General features: G+C 63.6%; 13 protein-coding genes. 10 read left to right on the top strand and 3 right to left on the bottom strand.

Annotated features, from left to right (window positions below; all coding sequences use genetic code 11):
- Positions 1–2031, top strand: a 2031-nt coding sequence (locus QMA15_RS03865; protein ID WP_290283700.1) for an Ig-like domain-containing protein, incomplete at its 5' end; no start/stop codon positions are given.
- Between the two features lie 251 nt (positions 2032–2282).
- On the top strand, positions 2283–5183 hold the full coding sequence (locus QMA15_RS03870) for an Ig-like domain-containing protein (RefSeq protein ID WP_290283701.1): 2901 nt from the start codon (positions 2283–2285) through the stop codon (positions 5181–5183).
- Between the two features lie 10 nt (positions 5184–5193).
- Here QMA15_RS03870 and QMA15_RS03875 read toward each other — a convergent pair whose 3' ends face one another.
- A complete protein-coding gene (locus tag QMA15_RS03875) occupies positions 5194–6033 on the bottom strand; it encodes a hypothetical protein (RefSeq protein ID WP_029254199.1) in 840 nt (279 codons plus the stop codon).
- A 93-nt stretch (positions 6034–6126) separates the two neighbouring features.
- Between QMA15_RS03875 and QMA15_RS03880 the strand changes: the two genes are divergently transcribed.
- From QMA15_RS03880 to QMA15_RS03890, 3 genes are read left to right on the top strand one after another with little or no spacing between them, the layout of a single operon-like run.
- Positions 6127–6882 (top strand): lysophospholipid acyltransferase family protein, encoded by a 756-nt coding sequence (locus tag QMA15_RS03880; RefSeq protein ID WP_020905757.1) that lies wholly within the window; start codon positions 6127–6129, stop codon positions 6880–6882.
- Between the two features lie 3 nt (positions 6883–6885).
- Positions 6886–7620, top strand: a complete 735-nt coding sequence (locus QMA15_RS03885; RefSeq protein ID WP_029254200.1) for a lysophospholipid acyltransferase family protein — start codon at positions 6886–6888, stop codon at positions 7618–7620.
- 53 nt (positions 7621–7673) lie between these two features.
- Complete coding sequence (locus tag QMA15_RS03890; RefSeq protein WP_024488043.1) at positions 7674–8495, top strand: Cof-type HAD-IIB family hydrolase; 822 nt, start codon at positions 7674–7676, stop codon at positions 8493–8495.
- Between the two features lie 37 nt (positions 8496–8532).
- On the opposite strand, the gene QMA15_RS03895 is transcribed toward QMA15_RS03890, so the two are convergent.
- Positions 8533–10542 carry an N-acetylmuramoyl-L-alanine amidase gene (locus tag QMA15_RS03895; protein ID WP_290283702.1) on the bottom strand — a complete coding sequence of 670 codons (2010 nt, stop codon included), beginning with the start codon at positions 10540–10542 and terminating at the stop codon, positions 8533–8535.
- Positions 10543–10873: 331 nt separating this feature from the next.
- Here QMA15_RS03895 and QMA15_RS03900 point away from each other — a divergent pair, with 331 nt between their 5' ends.
- Positions 10874–12436, top strand: a complete 1563-nt coding sequence (locus QMA15_RS03900) for a SpoIID/LytB domain-containing protein (RefSeq protein ID WP_042950300.1) — start codon at positions 10874–10876, stop codon at positions 12434–12436.
- A 102-nt stretch (positions 12437–12538) separates the two neighbouring features.
- On the opposite strand, the gene QMA15_RS03905 is transcribed toward QMA15_RS03900, so the two are convergent.
- Positions 12539–14032 carry a PucR family transcriptional regulator ligand-binding domain-containing protein gene (locus QMA15_RS03905; RefSeq protein ID WP_019746400.1) on the bottom strand — a complete coding sequence of 498 codons (1494 nt, stop codon included), beginning with the start codon at positions 14030–14032 and terminating at the stop codon, positions 12539–12541.
- A gap of 171 nt (positions 14033–14203) precedes the next feature.
- Here QMA15_RS03905 and QMA15_RS03910 point away from each other — a divergent pair, with 171 nt between their 5' ends.
- The 4 genes from QMA15_RS03910 (at position 14204) to QMA15_RS03925 (ending at position 19085) form a co-directional block, all read left to right on the top strand.
- Positions 14204–15625: an amino acid permease gene (locus QMA15_RS03910; RefSeq protein WP_020905763.1), complete on the top strand. Its 1422-nt coding sequence runs from the start codon at positions 14204–14206 to the stop codon at positions 15623–15625.
- Between the two features lie 90 nt (positions 15626–15715).
- Positions 15716–16897, top strand: a complete 1182-nt coding sequence (locus QMA15_RS03915; protein ID WP_007731825.1) for a thiolase family protein — start codon at positions 15716–15718, stop codon at positions 16895–16897.
- A gap of 2 nt (positions 16898–16899) precedes the next feature.
- Positions 16900–18051: an acyl-CoA dehydrogenase family protein gene (locus QMA15_RS03920; RefSeq protein ID WP_021332810.1), complete on the top strand. Its 1152-nt coding sequence runs from the start codon at positions 16900–16902 to the stop codon at positions 18049–18051.
- Between the two features lie 110 nt (positions 18052–18161).
- Positions 18162–19085 (top strand): MBL fold metallo-hydrolase, encoded by a 924-nt coding sequence (locus tag QMA15_RS03925; RefSeq protein WP_290283703.1) that lies wholly within the window; start codon positions 18162–18164, stop codon positions 19083–19085.
- The last annotated feature ends 32 nt before the right edge of the window (positions 19086–19117 follow it).

Raw genomic sequence — 19117 nt, forward strand, 5'->3', positions numbered from 1 at the left:
GCGACGGTTGCTCCGAACAATGCTGTCGGTACGGTGCAGTTCAAGTCGAACGGCACTGCGATCGGTTCACCGGTGGCAGTCTCCGCGGGTGTTGCGACGCTGTCGCATTCGTTCGATGCTGCTGGTGCTCAGAGTGTTACGGCGGACTTCACCGCTGGTGCAGGGTTTGTCAGTTCGTCGGCGTCGGCTCAGACGGTGACGGTTTCTGATCCGGCTCCGGTCGATGTGGAGACGACGACGTCGCTCTCGGTTCCGGCTACGGCGATCACGGGTACGGCTGTTGATCTGACCGCGACGGTGGCTCCGAACAATGCTGTCGGTACGGTGCAGTTCAAGTCGAACGGCACGGCGATCGGTTCGCCGGTGACGGTCACGTCGGGTGTTGCGACTCTGTCGCATGCGTTCGATGCTGCTGGTGCACAAAGTGTTACCGCTGACTTCACTGCCGGTGCAGGGTTTGTCAGCTCGTCGGCGTCCGCTCAGACGGTGACCGTTTCGGATCCGGCTCCGGTCGATGTGGAGACCACGACGTCGCTCTCGGTTCCGGCGACGGCGATCACGGGTACGGCGGTTGATCTGACGGCAACGGTGGCTCCGAACAACGCTGTCGGTACGGTGCAGTTCAAGTCGAACGGCACTGCGATCGGTTCGCCGGTGACGGTTTCCGGTGGAACCGCGACGCTGTCACATTCCTTCGATACCGCTGGCGCTCAGAGTGTTACGGCGGACTTCACCGCCGGTGCAGGGTTCGTCAGCTCCTCGGCATCGGCTCAGACGGTGACCGTTTCGGATCCGGCTCCGGTCGATGTGGAGACGACGACGTCGCTCTCGGTTCCCGCTACGGCGATCACGGGTACGGCTGTTGATCTGACGGCAACGGTGGCTCCGAACAATGCTGTCGGTACGGTGCAGTTCAAGTCGAACGGCACGGCCATTGGTTCGCCGGTGACGGTCACGTCGGGTGTTGCGACGCTGTCGTATGCGTTCGATGCTGCTGGCGCTCAGAGCGTTACGGCGGACTTCACCGCTGGTGCAGGGTTCGTCAGCTCGTCGGCGTCCGCTCAGACGGTGACGGTCTCTGATCCGGCTCCGGTCGATGTGGAGACCACGACGTCGCTGTCGGTTCCGGCTACGGCGATCACGGGTACGGCTGTTGATCTGACTGCAACCGTTGCTCCGAACAATGCTGTCGGTACGGTGCAGTTCAAGTCGAACGGTGCGGCGATCGGTTCTCCGGTCACGGTGTCCGGTGGGACTGCGACGCTCTCGCATTCCTTCGATGCTGCTGGCGCTCAGAGCGTTACGGCGGACTTCACCGCCGGTGCAGGGTTCGTCAGCTCCTCGGCGTCCGCTCAGACGGTGACGGTCTCTGATCCGGCTCCGGTCGACAAGGCGACGAAGACGGTCCTGAGCGTTCAGGGTGAAGCCAAGGTCGGACTGCCTGTTGATCTCTTCGCGACAGTGTCCGAAGATCCCTCGGACGCCCTGGTGCCGTCCGGCGGAACGGTTCAGTTCAAGATCGGTGGAGTCGATCAGGGTGCCCCGGTCGCGGTTGTTGACGGAGTTGCCAAGCTGCCGCACGTGTTCGGAGCAGAAGGCACCTTTGTAGTCTCGGCTGTATTCAGTGGCTCCGGCGTGTTCACGTCGTCCACCGCGGAATCCGTCGACGTCAATGTCACGGTTCCGACCCCGTCGGATGTCGAAAGCTCTACGTCGTTGACGGCTCCGTCTTCGGCAAAGGTCGGCACGTCGGTGCAGCTGAAGGCTGTGGTCAGTTCTTCCGGCGCGACGTCGGGAACCGTCCAGTTCTTCGATGGAACGACTCCGATCGGAACGGCCGTCGATGTTGTCGGTGGGCAGGCTGTGTTGAGCCACACCTTCACCACGACCGGCAACCATTCGATCACCGCGGTCTACAGCGGAGCCCAGGGCGTCACGGGTTCCACGTCGACTGCATCGGTTGTGAACGTCGGTAACGGGGGCGGTGACTTCGGTTCGCTCGGATCGTTGTCGCTGCCGTTCGGGTCCTGATTCTCCGATGATGTGATGCCCCTTGCGCCCGACGGGTGCAAGGGGCATCACTCTTCGCGAATCGATGATTGGTCGTTAGCAGAACTATCGGCAATTCGTGAATATTTGTCTGAAATAACTGATACAAGTACTACTTTCGACGGGTACTGTACGAGCGTCCAGCTCCATTCTGATTTCCGCTCTGTTCGAGTGACCTCCTTCCGTGCGGTTCCCGATCCACGTCTGTTGCTAGCTGAGGAGAGTTCGTGTTGGTGAGAAGAAGTTCCGCGGTTGTGGTGGCAGCGTTGGTCGGTGGCGTGCTGGTGGCAGGTGGTGTTGCTTCGGCTGCTCCGACGTCATCTCCCGCGGTGGAGAACACGATCGGGTTCAAACTGGGTTGCGATGGTTACGAGCACCCTGGCTTGGGCAGCATCTCCGACGAATTCCACTCCACGGGCGTGACCATCTCGGCTCCGGAGAAGGTCGCGGCGGGGTCGACGTTCACCTACCGAGCCCAGCCAGGTGCGATGACTGTTCCCACGAGTGGTCATGCGGGGCGTTCGGCGATCAGGTGGACACGGATGAAGTACGACTTCGACATTCCTGCGGGGGTGTCGTTGGTCGATGCTCAGGTAGTGGCGGGTACGTCGTCGAATTTGTCGGGTGCGGCGCCCTCGGTAATTCGAATCAACGACGGTGGTTCGCCGGATGCTGCGGGCACTCACTTGCGTATTTCGGGGAACAATCAGACTGCTGACTCCAATGGCGGTGGTGGAAACGGTCCGAGTACAAGTAAGAACGATGATGGCGGAATCGGCGCGGAGGCTGGAAAGACTTTCCGGTTGCCGGCGATCGATGTGACGGTGATTGCGGGTGGTGCGGGTAGCACTGTGCAGCCGAAGTTAAGGGTGACGGATGGCAATTCGGGATCCTTTGATTCTCCGAAAAATGCCTTCACCTTCTTGCAGCGCGAGAAGGACGTCTTCACCGTCGCATACTGGGAGAGGTACAACTGCTCTCCGCATGACTCACGCAGCGCGGGATTGAATGCGGGTGGTCAGGCATTGGCCACCGTCAACGTCGTCTCGCAGGTGGCGACCACGACCGCAGTGACGTCCGGCGCGTCGGCAACGATCGGTCAATCGACGGATTTGATTGCGCAGGTCTCCCCGGCGCCGACAGGCGGCACCGTTCAGTTCAAGGATGGCGGGACTGACATCGGCGCCCCGGTGGCCGTCGTCAATGGCGTTGCCACACTGCCACATACATTCACCGCGGCGGGAGATCACTCCATCACCGCTGTGTACGACGGAGTTCTCGAGTTCTTGACCTCAACGTCACCGGCGCGCACAGTGAGCGTGGCTGCTGCCGATGTACAGACGACCACGGCGCTGACAGTTCCGAGCAGCGCCGTCGAGCAGACCTCGGTCGCGCTGACCGCAAACATCTCTCCGGCAACTGACGGCGGAACGGTCCAGTTCAAGGACGGTGGCACAGACATCGGCGGACCGATCGCGGTGACTGCCGGCGGAGCGACCCTGGATCACACGTTCACTACGACGGGATCGCACTCGATCACTGCGGTCTACTCAGGCACTGCCGGTTTTGGTGGTTCGACCGCGCAAGCTCAGACCATCGAGATCTCGAGCTCCGCGCTGAGTACGACTACAACGCTTCAAGTTCCGGCTGCTGCGATCACGGGCAGCGCGGTTGATCTGACTGCGACGGTTGCTCCGAACAATGCGGTGGGCACGGTGCAGTTCAAGTCGAACGGCACGGCGATCGGCACTCCGGTGGCAGTCACGTCGGGTGTTGCGACGCTGTCGCATTCGTTCGATGCTGCTGGCGCTCAGAGTGTTACGGCGGACTTCACCGCCGGTGCAGGGTTTGTCAGTTCGTCGGCGTCGGCTCAGACGGTGACCGTTTCGGATCCGGCTCCGGTCGATGTGGAGACGACGACGTCGTTGTCGGTTCCGGCGACGGCGATCACGGGTGCGGCGGTTGATCTGACTGCGACGGTAGCTCCGAACAACGCTGTCGGTACGGTGCAGTTCAAGTCGAACGGTGCGGCGATCGGTTCACCGGTCACAGTTTCCGGTGGAACCGCGACGCTCTCGCACATCTTCGATGCTGCTGGCGCTCAGAGCATTACGGCGGACTTCACCGCCGGTGCAGGCTTCGTCAGCTCCTCGGCATCGGCCCAGACGGTGACCGTTTCGGATCCGGCTCCCATCGATGTCGAGACCACGACGTCGCTCTCGGTTCCCGCTACGGCAACTACGGGCGCGGCGGTTGATCTGACCGCAACGGTGGCTCCGAACAATGCTGTGGGCACTGTGCAGTTCAAGTCGAACGGCACGGCCATTGGTTCACCGGTGACAGTTTCCGGTGGGACCGCGACGCTCTCGCACATCTTCGATGCTGCTGGTGCTCAGAGCATTACCGCGGACTTCACCGCTGGTTCCGGATTCAAGAACTCGGTTGCGAGTGCGAAGTCAGTTCAGGTGAGTGTTGCCGACCAGGAATCCGTCGTCGAACTGAATATCCCCACCGATGCCAAAACTGGTGTGGCGACCGACTTGTGGGCAACAGTCCGAACGTCGTCGGATGACGCTGTCGGCGTCGGAACCGTGCAGTTCTACGACGGTGGCGTCGCGATCGGCGGTCCTGAAGCGGTTACGGCCGGCGCTGCTGGTCTGTCGCATACGTTTACCTCTGCGGGTGCGCACAGCATCACGGCGGTTTACTCGGGAGGAGCCGGTGTAGTCGGGTCCTCGGCCCAGGCGCGGACGGTGAATGTAACGGACCCTGCGCCTTCGGATGTCACCACGGAGACTGTGGTGACGGTGCCTGCCGATGGTGTGGTGAACAAGTCGGTGACCCTGTCGGCGACTGTCAGTTCGGTGCAGAACGGTGGAACGGTGCAGTTCATGGATGGGGACACCCCGGTCGGTGACGCTGTGGCGGTGGTCAACGGGATCGCGGCGCTGAACCACACCTTCACCACAACCGGCGCGCATTCGATTTCGGCAATCTACAGCGGCGCAGCCGGATTCACAGGCTCCACCTCGGCGGCCCACGCAATTCAGATCAAGGCTGCAACCGGCGGTGGCACGGGCAGCCTCGGTTCAGGCAGCGCTGGCTCGAGCGATTTCCTTCCCTTCGGTTCCTGACCGAAGCAGTTCAGGTCGCGGCCCCGAGGCAGTATCCCTCGGGGCCGATCGACAGGGTGAACTGCATCGAGCGTGAGTTACCGGTTCCGTCAGTGACGGGCAGGGTGACACGGACGTAGTCGCCGCGAACCGGAGTGACTGTTGCGGCGGCGGCATCAAAAGACTTGATACCGGCCAGCTGATTCGGATCGAGCTTGAGTGGCGGCTGGCCGGTGGCGCCGGTGCCGTCCGGATCCCACGGGCTGTTGCCGGGGCAGATCAGTGGATAGAACGTCTCGACGTCGCGGGTATTGACCGGCCGTCCCGTGGCGCGTGAGAGAAACCGGACGACGGCGTGGGAAGCGTCGGCCGCGGTGTAGAAGTTTGATTGCCCCGCAGGGAAGACGAACGGGCACGCATAGCCGGAAGCGATCTCCGAGCGCTTGGCGGCGACGGAGAGTCCGCCTCCACTCCAGGTGACCGCGTACTGGCCGTCGACGCCTGGTGCGGCGATGGCCGTCAAGATGGCGGGCACATCCGAGTATCGGTCGGCAATTGTTGTGGGCGGCATCGTCCAGCATGCGTTCGTGAGCGCGTCGACGTCCAAAGACACCAGGTCCGTTGCCCAGGCCGCCAAGGCCGGCGCAGCAGCCGGATTACCGGGCACGTCACCAACCGGAGGTGGCGCGACCGGCGTGGCGGGCGCAGTGGTGGTCGTGGGCGCGAGAGTGGTTGTCGTCGTGGTTTCCGTCGTAGGCGGAGACGGTTCGTCCGTCAGGATTCCTGTCCGTCCGTCGTCCTCACATGCGGTTATCGCCAACGTCATGGCGAGTGCGACTGCCCCCACTGCCGCTCGTCCTGCCGACTTCATTCGTTCTTACGCCCCTTTTGCGACATTCTGACCAACATCCACCCCATAACTGCTGCGGGTCAGATCACGGATTCCCGTCTACGCTAGCGAACTGTGGATCCCGTTTACAGAACAGTCATCGGCATCGCCCGTACCGTCTTCGCTTTCGAGGGCCTGAAGTTCTCCGTCAAGGGAGAGCAGAACATCCCGGCGTCCGGTGGCGCCGTGATCGCGATCAACCACACCGGATACATGGACTTCACGTATGCGGGACTGCCGGCGCGGACCCCCAAGCGCTACATCCGGTTCATGGCGAAGAAGGAGGTCTTCGACAACAAGATCTCCGGACCGATCATGCGGGCCCTCAAGCACATCCCGGTCGACCGCGGCGCGGGCGCCGACTCCTACAAGGCGGCCGTAGATTTCCTGAAGCGCGGTGAATTGGTGGGCGTGTACCCCGAAGCGACGATCAGTCGGAGCTTCGAGATCAAGGAATTCAAGTCCGGAGCCGCCCGGATGGCGATCGAGGCGGGCGTCCCGATCGTTCCCGTCGTCATCTGGGGCGCTCAGCGCGTGTGGACGAAGGGTTATCCGAAGCGTTTGGGCCGCACCAACACTCCCATCTCCATTGCCGTCGGCGAGCCGATTGCACCTTTCGAACCGGCGAGTGAGCTGACGGCGAAGCTACGGTCGACGATGCAGGAGTTGCTACTCGATCTGCAGAAGGACTACGACCATCCCGCCGGCGAGTACTGGGTACCGGCCCGCCTCGGTGGCAGCGCGCCGACGCTCGAGCAGGCCGACAAGATGGATGCCGACGAGGCCGAGGCGAAAGCCAAAGCACGTGAGGCGCGGAAGTCCGAAGGCTGACCCATGTCCTTCGAACCCGTTTACACCGCCGTCGAGGTAGTCGCGCGTGGTCTGAGCGGTTTCCAGGGCGTGAAAGTCACCCGCACCGGGACGGAACACGTCCCGGTGTCCGGCGGTGCCGTCATCGCGATCAACCACACGAGTTACCTCGATTTCATACCGGCGGCCCTGGCGGTCGGCACCGCGAAACGCAAGCTCAGAGTGATGGCCAAGGCTGAGCTGGCGGACAACAAGGTCCTCGGCTTCCTCATGCGTGGATGCGGCGTCATCGAAGTGGACCGCTCCGCCGGAGCGCAGGCGTATCGAGCCGGAGTCGACGCCCTCGAGCGTGGCGAATTGGTGGGCGTCTACCCGGAAGCGACGATCAGCCGGAGCTTCGAGATCAAGGAAATGAAATCCGGAGCAGCTCGGATGGCCATCGACGCCGGCGTGCCGATAATTCCGCTGATCGTCTGGGGCGCCCAGCGGATCGTCACCAAGGGCGGACCGAAAAATCTGGGCCGCAATCATTTCCCGATCTCGGTGGAGGTGGGTGCACCGATCGATCCGGTCGAGCCCGCCGAAGCGCTGAGCGAGATCCTGCGCATCGAGATGGATGCGATCCTGCGCCACGTTCAGGACGGATTCGTGCACGAACCCGGGGCGTACTGGGTGCCTCGCCGACTCGGCGGTGGCGCGCCGACGCCGGCGGAAGCCGCGGCCATGGACGCACAGGAACGCGCGAAGCGGGCGCGCTGAGCGAGACCGTCGTACCGGGCAGGCACAATGGCGGTGTGAGCCCAGACCGTCGTATCAGCCCTGACCGCCCAACCTTGGTTGCGACCGATGTCGACGGCACCCTCATCGATCACGACGAGTTGGTCAGTGCCCGCACCCGCGCCGCCGTGCATGCCGTCGTCGAATCCGGCACGCCGTTCCTGCTGGCAACCGGGCGTCCTCCGCGATGGATTTCGCCAGTCGTCGAAGGTTTGGGATACGCGCCACTCGCCGTCTGCGCCAATGGAGCCGTTGTCTACGACAGCTACGCCGACCGCGTCCTCAGCGCCGCGACCTTGTCGGTCGACGCACTCACCGAACTCTCCGAGTTGGCTCTGGTTGCACTTCCCGGGTCGGGATTGGCCGCGGAACGGGTGGGGGAGAGCGCACACGACGCCGCCACCCCACAGTTCGTCAGCTCACCAGATTACGAACACGCCTGGCTCAACCCGGACAACACCGAGATGTCCGAGGACGAAGTGCTTGCGGCGCCGGCCGTCAAACTCCTGATTCGCCGTCCAGGCATGACCAGCACGGCGATGTACGACACGCTCGCCCCGCACGTCGGTGCGCTCGCCGACATGACGTACTCCACCGAGAACGGACTGATCGAACTCTCGGCGCCGGGAATCACGAAGGCGTCCGGCCTGGTTGCCGCCGCTGAAAGGTTCGGCTTCGACCTGTCGGGTCTGGTTGCCTTCGGGGACATGCCCAACGACATCCCGATGCTGGGGATGGCACGCCTCGGCGTTGCCATGGGCAACGCTCACCCCGAAGCCAAAGCCGCAGCCGACGAGGTCACCGACACCAATTCGGCGCACGGGGTCGCAAAAGTCCTCGAGCGCTGGTGGTCGTAGAACCCACCAGCGCCCGAGGACGTGTACTGCTCGAGTGTCAGCCGACAGGCGCGCTGTTGGCCATTTCCTGGGCAAAGGTCTCGTTGTAGGTCTTGAGGACCTTCGTGACCATGCCGGTGATCTGGTTGAAGATCAGCGAACCGTTCTCGAAGTCGCTGCGCAGGCCGTCCGGGATCGAGTATTCGTCCGAGATCGGCAATCCGAGTTCACCCGCGTCGGAACCGAAGCTCTGCCACGACTTGAAGATCTCGCCGAGCACGGTGAACACTCCGCCGTTGGGTGAGGTGTAGACAGCGCCGTTCTGGAACAACGCACCCTGGTTGCCGAGCTTCGCCTGCAGGATTCCGGACAGCGCCTGGCCGAGGCGTCCGAGGTCACCACCTTCGGCGATCCACTTCTGCGCGAGCGGTGAATTGTCGGTGATCTTCAGAATCTGGGTGACCAGATCCGGGATCGACGATCCGGTGCCACCGGTGACCGTGTCGACCGGAGTGGTCGGCTTGGGCGCAGGCGTCGACGGATTGGAGGGGTTCGACGGGTTCAACGATCCCCCGATATTCGCGGCCGCGATGTTCCGGATGTCGTTCATGTGTGCGTATGCGGCATCACCAGGGCAAGCCGTGTTTCCGACGTCGCGGTGGGCGAAGATGATCGGCAGATCCACTGCTGCGCCCTGCGGGTACGGAGTGAACTCCGTGCCCTCGGAGTACATCGTCGTTCGACCCTTCGGGTCGAGGCCGGCCAGGCCGAGCTTCCAACCGAGGAACTTGCCGACGGCATTGAGCGTCGCCTGCGAAGGCTCGACGGTGGAGTAGTCACCCATCATCGCGATACCGGTGGTGTTCTCGTTGAAGCCGCCGGCGTGCGCGCCCTGAACTGCTTTGTCGAGTCCGCCTGCGCGGCCTTCGAAGGTCTGACCGTACTTGTCGACGAGGACGTTGTATCCGACGTCGCACCAGCCGAGAGTCCGTGCGTGGTAGGCGTAGATAGAGCGGACGATGCCGGCCGATTCTTCCTTGGTGTAGTTGTTGCTGCCCGCGGTGTGGTGAACGGTTGCTCCACCGGTGAAGTCGTCGTACGTGGGGGAGTCGCAGCGAAGTGACTCGTCGGCTCCCCACTGTGCGCGGGTGATGACGGAGGGTCCACTGCCGCCGAGCGGTGCCGCGACTGCCTGCAGATTGCTGTCCGCGTCGCTGGTACCCGGATCGATCAACACTGCGGTAACGGCATCTGCTGCCGTCGTCGCCTGGCGTAGCGGCTTGGACACCGAAGCCGGGGTGTACCCGAGTTCGCGGGTGGCTGCGGGTGCTTCCGCAGGCACAGGTGCTTCGGCCGGCGCTTCGGCAGGCACAGGCGCTTCAGCAGGTGCTTCGACAGGTGCGGGTGCGGCTTCCGGAGCCGGCACAGCTTCGGCCGCGGGGGCAGCGACACCCTGCGGGGTGAGGATCTGGATGGACTTGGTGGCGCCGACGAAGACAGGTTCGGTGGCGGTACCGGCGTTGGTGGCCTGATCCGAACTGGCGGAGTCGATGGCGTCAGGGGTGAACCACGGACCCCAGGTGCCGTCCTCGGCCAGGGCGCGGACCTTGGACTGCGCCGAGGCGAGCGTGTCCGAGGTCAACGCGACCATGCTGAACGGAGTGTCGCGGGTGACTTCCTTGACCACGGCACCTGGCTCTTCCTCGGAGGGAACCGGAGCGGTTTCGGTCGGGGCCCCGGGAGCAGCGGGTGCCGGGAAGAGCTCGGTCGGCAACGTGATCCCTGGAGGTAGCGGGATTTCGGTCGGGAGCTTGAGGTTTCTGAGATCGCCCAGGTTGATGTCGGGGAGATCGAGACCGGTCAGCTCCTTGACCGGAATGATGATGTCGGGCACCGACGCGAGGAGCACCTCTGCGATCTGGGTCGGCACTGCTACTGACGTCGTTTCGTTCGCGGAACGTACATCGGACGTAGTGCTCGTGAAGCCGTAGACCGCAAAAGGACTTGCGACAGCCACTGCGGCTACAGCCCCGAGTACGAGCGAGGGCTTCGGTCGACGGTGTGGCAAGGGATTACTCCTCGGTTGTAGTTACTTGCGAGCGAACTTCAGGGCCGATGACGGCCGTGAACGGAATCCTTCAAAACCGGATCCGAGCAGGTCGGATGCCATGTTCTGGGGTTGAACTCCAGTTTTCGGACGCGTACGTCTGCAACTCGTGATGCTGATGTGACTCGTGTGACTGGTGTTGCTAACTCCAAACACTCTTGCCACACTAGTCACAAAAGTCCATAACGCTCAACCTTAGGGTGAGACTTTAGTTAAATCGTTGTGGACTGGCCTGCGCGCGAAGTACCGACTTCGCGGACTCGTGAGGCCGGTAGCGATGAGGAGAGCATTGATGGCGAGAAGCGGAAGAAGCGGAACTGCAGGTAAGAAGCCTGTGTCCGGTCGCGCAGGTCGCTTTCTGGTGGGCGGACCCGGGAGGCGAACCTCGCTGATGCGGGTCTCGGTCCTCGGTCTCGTTCCGGCTCTTGCGCTCGGCGTCGCGATCGGAGGTTTCACGCAAATCCGCGCTGACGAGCCGTCGATCCTGCACGCCGTCGCCGCCGATACACAATTCACGCTCTCCGGTCATGGCAACGGACACGGCCGCGGAATGGGGCAGTGGGGCGCTTACGGCTACGCCAAGAACGACGGCTGGTCCGGCGAGCGAATCCTCAGTCACTACTACGGCGGAACCGTCCTGGACTCCTTGCCGCCCGCCCAGATGAGTGTGCGGCTCACAGCCCAGGACAACTCGACGCTCGACGTCTACTCCGACGCCGGCCTCGTGGTCAACGGTCAGCGCACCGCGCCGGGCGAGGCTGCCCATCTCACTGCACTGCCCGGTGGCGGTGCGCAGGTGGTTGTCACCAGCGGGTGTGGTGGCGGGGTTGTCTGGGAAGCGGTCACCGAGCATCCGTGGGTGGATCCTGTGGATCTCAGTCCCGATCGACCCGCCGACCAGTTCCTGAAGCTGTGCAACAACGACGCGCCCTATCGCGGCGCCCTCGGCGTAGTGCTCGACAACGGCTCGGCTCGGACGGTCAATCTCCTCGACATGGAGGACTACCTGCTCGGCGTGGTGCCGGTCGAGGCGAAAGCCGAATGGGCCGATTCCGGTGGGGCCGAAGCACTACGGGCGCAAGCCGTGGCGGCGCGCTCGTACGCTGCGACCGAGCATCGCAGCTCGTACGCCGACACGTGCGACACTCAGGACTGCCAGGTCTACGGCGGAGCTGGCAAGGAAGATCCCCGGACCACTGAAGCCGTTCGGTCCACCGCCGGCGCCGTTCTGTCGCGTGACGGCAAGATTGTTGCCACCGAATTCTCTTCGTCCACAGGAGGTTACAGCTCCGGCGGTGAATTCCCGGCCGTCGAGGATCTCGGTGACGCCCTTTCGCCCAATCACGACTGGACAGTGAATCTGACCGCGGGTGAGATTGCGGACGCCTTCGATGTGGGCGAGCTGCAATCGCTCAAGATTCTCTCGCGCAACGGATTCGGTACCGACGGCGGGCGAGTGACGGCAGTCGAGGTGGTCGGAACAGATGCAACTGTCGGCGCCACCGGAATGCAGTTCCGTCAGAAACTCGGCCTGAAATCGGACTGGTTTACCGTCGGCGACGGCGCTGGTGTGGTAGTGGCACCGGATTCGGAATCGACAGTGCCGGAATCCAATTCGCCATCCGGCGATCCATCGGGTACGGTTACGGAGACGCAGATCGAGAAGAAGTATCGGGAGCTCGGCGGTGAAAGCGGCTCTCTCGGTGCTCCTGCCGGCCCGGAGATGCAGTTGCCCTCCGAAGCAGGCACTTTCCGTGTCTACGAAAACGGAACCATCATCTGGACAAAGGTTTTGGGTGCGCAGGTAGTTGATGCCAACGTGCTCCGCGAGTGGATACCGACGGGCGGAAGCTAGGGGAAGGTCGGTCGGTAGCGACTCGCACGTATCGACTCTGAAGGGTCTCTGCCGTAACCCGGCGGAGACCCTTCAGGTCGTTCAGGGTTCGTTGCTTGTCGGTCAGATGGTCGGAGCGTCGCCGAGCAAGCGGTACTCGAGCCACAACTCCGCACGTTCCGTGGGGGAGCCGAGGTCCAGTTGGAGAAGACTCTCGATCCGAGCGAGTCTGCTGCGCAACGTATGCCGATGAATATTCAGCGCTGTGGCTGCGGCGTCGCCCACCCCGTTGTGTGCCAACCACATGGCCAAGGTTCGGTAGAGGTCGCTACCGCCCTTCGCTTCCAGAAGCGGGCGCAAGTGTGCTGCCGCGAATGCCGTCGAGCGATCCTGATCGAGAAACGCGGACAATCCGCTCTCCGAGAGTTCGGCGAACCGCATCGAAGGCAGGTTGCGGGCGCCGGCCTCGGCTGCTGCCTGCGCGGCTTGGCGTCTGGCGCGCGAGAGATCGTCCCACCACAGCATGTCCGACACGCCGACGGTTACGTCGATTTCGTTGACGCGGGCGAGGATTCGCCCGCTGTCGGTAGCCGAGACGACGGCAATCAGCGCACCGTCGGTGATGCCGAACGCCAGATCGCGGCTGAGACCGTCGAGCAGTGAGACGGACACGCTCTCGAGCAGGCCACTCGGGCCCGCTACGTGGAAGACCTGGAAAGGTTCGACCGGAAATCCTCCCCACAGTTCCCCGGAGATGTTGCGGGCGAGCGCATTCTGTCCTTCGAACAGCTGATGCATCGCCACGGTACGCAAGTGGTTCATCGTCAACTGTGCATCTCGGGTTCGAGCCGTCATCAACGTGAGCAGAGACGCGGCGGCGATGACGATGCCCTGATTCAGAGAGCCGACGGCGCCGGGGCAGCCGGCGACGAGATACCCCATCAGCTTTCCCCTCGACGTCATCAAAGGGTGCGAGATGACGTCCTCGTTCTCACTCGTGAGGAAACTGACTTCCATCGGGCGGGCGTCGCGCTCGGGAGCCGTTCGCTCGATTCCTGCGGCAGCAGCGGTGTGTGAGATCTCGACGGTATGGCCGGCCGAGTCCAGCAGGGCCGCCCATCCGCCGATCAATTCCGCCACCCGTCGTACGACTGCCCGGGTGCCGTTGACCGTCACTGCAGCTTGAAGCAGTCGCCGCAGGCTCTGGTAGTTGCTGCGCAGCGCTTTCATGTCGTCGTCGGATTGCGCCTTCGACACCGCTTTGGTCAGGGCGATGAAAGGTGTTCGCAATGGGACGTCGAGTAGGGGCACACTGAAACGGGTGGCCGCATCCACCAGAGTCTGCGGCGCCTGCTCGTATCCGAGGCCGGTTCCGAAACCGATTCCGGCAATTCCGGCCGCCACCAGGGTCCGTACGAAACGGGTCGTTTCCGCGGCCGTCGTCGGTAGCGACACCCCGGTGATGAGTAGTAGTTCGCCGCCGTCGAGGAAGGGCGTCGGATCGGGAAGTTCGGAGACATGTGCCCAGGTCAGGGTGCGATCGAGCTGGTCGTGCCCCGCCAGGACGCGAAGGCCGAACTGTTCGGTCGCACAAAGCTGGCGGAGCGTGATGGGCATGGGTCCAGTCTGACACCTCCGACTCGCCACTTTGTAGTGCCTGCGGTCACGTTTGTACAAAGTGGAGCCTGACGCGAGCTTGCCGAAGGTCCGACACTGGCGCTATCGAAAATGCGCTCCAGAAGAGCGTCACCGAGATCCACCCTCCCGAACAGCCCACAAGGAGTACTGATGTCCAGTACAGACCAGCCGGCACTTCAGCACACGCTGAAGAAGCGGCATCTGTCGATGATTGCGATCGCGGGCGTCATCGGCGCCGGACTGTTCGTCGGCTCCGGTGTGGCGATCCAGGAGACGGGACCGGGTGTCCTGGTTTCCTACGCGTTGGCCGGCGTAGTCGTCATCCTCGTGATGCGCATGCTCGGCGAGATGTCGGCAGCGTCGCCGGAAACCGGCTCGTTCTCGTCGTACGCCGACAAGGCCATCGGCCGCTGGGCGGGCTTCTCGATCGGCTGGCTGTACGCGTGGTTCTGGATCATCGTGCTCGGCATCGAGGCCACCGCCGGTGCCCTCATCATGAATCGTTGGGTTCCCGGCGTTCCCCAGTGGACCTGGGCTCTGATTCTGATGATCGTGCTGACGCTGACCAACATCATCTCGGTCAAGTCGTTCGGCGAGTTCGAGTTCTGGTTCGCTTCCATCAAGGTCGTCGCCATCATCGCGTTCCTCGGCATGGGCATCGTGGCGATCTGCGGATGGATGCCCGGCGTCGAAGCACCGGGAATGACCAACCTGACCGGTCACGGCGGTTTCCTGCCGAACGGAACAGGAGCCATGCTCGCCGCAGTCCTTGTGGTCGTGTTCTCGTTCTTCGGCGCCGAAATCGCCACCATCGCCGCCGGTGAATCGGCCAACCCGCTCGAAGCTGTTCGCGCTGCCGTCAAGTCCGTCGTCTGGCGAATTCTCATCTTCTACATCGGCTCGATCGCGGTGGTCGTCACTCTGCTTCCCTGGGACAGCGCATCGGTCGCGCTCAGCCCGTACGTCGCCGTCATGGACTCCTACGGCATTCCGGCCGCGGGCAACATCATGGACGTCGTCGTCCTCACGTCGGTTCTGTCCTGCCTCAACTCCGGTCTCTACACCGCGAGCCGCATGATCTTCTCTCTCGCCGGCCGCGGCGACGCCCCCAAGTCGCTCTCACGTATCGAGAAGACCGGCGTCCCGATGCGCGCTGTCCTGGTCTCGACGATCGTCGGCTTCCTGACCGTCGGCATGAACTACCTCTCCCCGGACAAGGTCTTCCTGTTCCTGGTCAACTCCTCCGGTGCGATCGCACTGTTCGTCTGGCTCGTCATCTCGGTGTCCCAGCTGCGCACCCGCCGCAAGCTCGAAGCTTCGGGCCAGGAGCTGGAGCTCAAGATGTGGTTCTTCCCGTATCTGACCTACGCGACGATCGCCGCCATCATCGCGCTCTGCATCGGCATGCTCACCCTGGACTCGACGCGCAGCCAGATGATCGTGTCCCTGGGGCTCGCAGCGATCCTCGTGGGCATCGGGCTCTACCGATACCGGAACCACAAAGAGACCGAGGACGCCGAACGCGCCGACGCCGAGGTTGTACCCGTGTCCGAGAGCGCTCCCACACCCTGACACCAACGTCCCCATCTGCGAGATACTTAGATGTCCTAGTATCGGCCACGGACAGAGAAATCGACGTGAGCACAGCAGATGGGGACAATCATGACCACACCCGAACCGATCGTCATCGTCGACGGGGCCAGGACCCCCGTCGGTAGCTTCGGCGGCGTCTTCAAGGACGTACCCGCACACGAGCTGGGTGCCGCAGCAGCCAAGGCAGCGCTGAGCCGCGCCGGCGTTGCACCCGAAGACATCGACGAGGTCGTCATGGGCTGCATCGGCCAGGTCGGCCCAGACGCCTACAACGCACGCCGCGTGGGCATCGCCGCCGGACTGCCCGAGAACGTTCCCGCCTACACCGTCAACCGCCTCTGTGGCAGCGGCCTGCAGGCCGTATGGTCGGCGGCGATGCAGATGCGCTGGGGCGCAGCTGCCATCACCCTCGCCGGCGGCGACGAGAGCATGTCCCGCATGCCGTTCTACGACTTCGCCGCCCGCTCGGGCTACAAGCTCGGCGATCGCAGCCTCGTCGACGGCACCGTCGCCATGCTCACCGACCCGTTCAGCAAGGCTCATATGGGCCGCACCGCCGAAGCCGTCGCCCGCAAGTACGGCGTCAGCCGCGAGCAGCAGGACGAGTTCGCCGTGGAATCTCAGCGCCGCGCTGCTACCGACGCAGCCAAGGCAGCATTCGCCGAGGAGATCACTCCCGTCGAGACCGGTGGTCGGCGCTCCGTCACCGTCACCGAAGACGAGCACCCCAAGCCCGGAACCACTGTCGAAACCCTCGCCAAGCTGCGCCCTGCATTCGAAGAGGGCGGATCCGTCACCGCCGGCAACGCGTCGGGCATCAACGACGGCGCCGGCGCACTCGTCCTCGCGACGGGCACCGAGGCAGCCAAGCGCGGTCTCACCGGACTCGTCACGCTCGAAACCGTCACGACGGCAGCCATGGAGCCCGGCCTGATGGGCTACGCTCCCGTGCTCGCTCTCGAAAAGCTTTTTGCGCAAACAGGATTGAAGCCGTCCGACATCGGCACCGCCGAGGTCAACGAGGCCTTTGCTTCGCAGGCCATCGCCGTCATCCGTGACAGTGGCCTGGATCCGGAAAAGACCAACCCGTACGGCGGAGCAATCGCCCTCGGCCACCCGGTCGGCGCCACCGGAGCCATCCTGACCCTGCGCGCGGCACGCGACATGGTCCGTCGCGACCTCGAATTCGGCATCGTCACCATGTGCATCGGCGGCGGTCAGGCACTCGCTGCCCTGCTGAAGCGGGTCTGATCATGGCGACCAAGCGCAAGCCGTCGTGGCATGACGACGAGATCACCGCAGTAGCCGAACTGGCCCGTGGTTTCTTCGATCGTGAACTGATCGCCAAGCGTGAGCAGTGGGACGCTCAGCATCGCGTCGACCGGTCCGTGTGGCTCGAAGCCGGCAAGCTCGGCCTGCTGTGCTGCTCGATTCCCGAGGAATACGGCGGGGGCGGTGGATCTTTCGCGCACGATCTTGCAGTCTTCGAGGCGCAGGGCTACTGCGGGGACTATGCACTCGGTAACTCCGTGCACAGTGGCATCGTCGCCCACTACGTGCTCGAGTACGGAAGCGAAGAGCAGAAGAAGGCCTGGCTGCCAGGTATGGCGACGGGCGAGATCCTCGGCGCCATCGGAATGACCGAGCCGGGAACAGGTTCCGACCTCAAGGCCATCACCACGTCCGCGATCCGCGACGGTGACCACTACGTCGTGAACGGGTCGAAGACCTTCATCACCAACGGTGGCAGCGCAGACATGATCGTGCTCGCCGTCAAGACCGATCCCAAGGCGGGTGCCAAGGGTGTCTCGCTCCTGATCGTGGATCTGCGTGACTGCGAAGGCTTTGCGGTCGGCCGCGTCCTCGACAAGGTCGGTCAGCACGGCGCCGATACGTCGGAGCTGTCCTTCACCGATGTTCGCGTTCCCGTCTCGAACCTCCTCGGCGAGTCCGAGGGGCTCGGTTTCGGTCAGTTGATGGCGCAGCTGGTGCAGGAACGCCTCATCATCGGCGCACAGGCCATCGGCACCATCGAGCGTGCCGTCGAGGAGACCGTCGCGTACACCAAGGCGCGTCAAGCGTTCGGGCACAGCCTCTTCGAGTTCCAGAACACCGCCTTCGAGCTGGCCGAGTGCCAGACGATCGCGCGCACCTGCCGTGTCTTCCTCGACAACTGCATCGAGGATCACCTCAACGGCGAGCTGGACGGCGCAGACGCCGCGATGGTCAAGTACTGGCTCACCGAACAGCAGTGCGCCGTCGTCGACCGGTGCGTGCAGCTCTACGGCGGATACGGCTACATGCGTGAATACCCGATCGCGCGCATGTACGAGGACTCCCGCGTCCAGAAGATCTACGCCGGCGCCAACGAAGTGATGAAGGGCATCATCGCGAAGAGTCTTTGATCACCGGCGTCGAAAACCATTGACACCGACCAGGCACCCACCGAGCATTTCGGTGGGTGCCTTTGTGTGTGCCTACAAGCGGGATCGAGCTGTTCGGAAGGCAATCACTGATGAGCTTCACCATCGACGTCGGATCGGCGCGCGTCACCCAACTGACGGAGCTGGCGCACTGGCCGTTTCCGCCGCGAGAGCTTTTTCCGCACGCGGGTGATGCGGAGATCGAGGACGCGTCGGCGCGGCTGACACCGGAGTTCTTCGACGCGGGTAGCGGTGACCTCGTACTTGCCATCCACACCTACCTGGTGGAGATCGGCGGCAAGGCCATCGTCGTCGACACCGGCAACGGGAACAGCAAGCACCGGCCGAACCTCCTGCCGCACCACATGTTCGGCACCGACTACCTCTCGCGCTTCGCCGACACCGGCGTCGACGTTGGCGACGTCGATCTGGTGGTCAGCACACATCTGCACCCCGATCATTGTGGTTGGAACACCAACCTCGAGGCCGAAACCTGGCGGCCCACCTTTCCCCGCGCGACCTACATTTTCGACCGCACCGAACTGGCCGCGCTCGAACAACTCGCCGCCGACGGTCCACACGAAGGAGTGGTCTCGGATCTGGCGCAGACCTTCGAGGACAGCGTCCGTCCCGTTCTGGACGGGGCGAAGTGGGAGGCGGTCGACGACGGCCACGTCCTGGCCGAGTCCGAAGGCACACGCGTCGTCGTGCGCAGCGCGCCCGGCCACACGCCGGGCCACGTCGTGATCGAGATCCGCACCGCCGACGGCGGCGCCGTCATCGCCGGCGACGTGATCCACCATCCGATCCAGTTTCTGTACCCGGACCTCAGCCAGGGCGGCGACGCGGATCCCGAGATCGCCAGGGTCACCCGCCGCGAACTTCTCGAACGCTGCGCGTCGGAGGGACTGCTTCTACTTCCCGCACACTTCCCCGTCGACGAACCGATCACCATCGAATTCGATTTGAGCGGTGCACCGAGTGCTTCCGGTCTGATCGGTCTTGCAACGTCCTGACTTGCCGCATCGTCCCTGGTGACGCATCCAAC

Source organism: Rhodococcus sp. APC 3903 (assembly GCF_030407755.1).
Taxonomy (GTDB): Bacteria; Actinomycetota; Actinomycetes; order Mycobacteriales; family Mycobacteriaceae; genus Rhodococcus_F; species Rhodococcus_F erythropolis.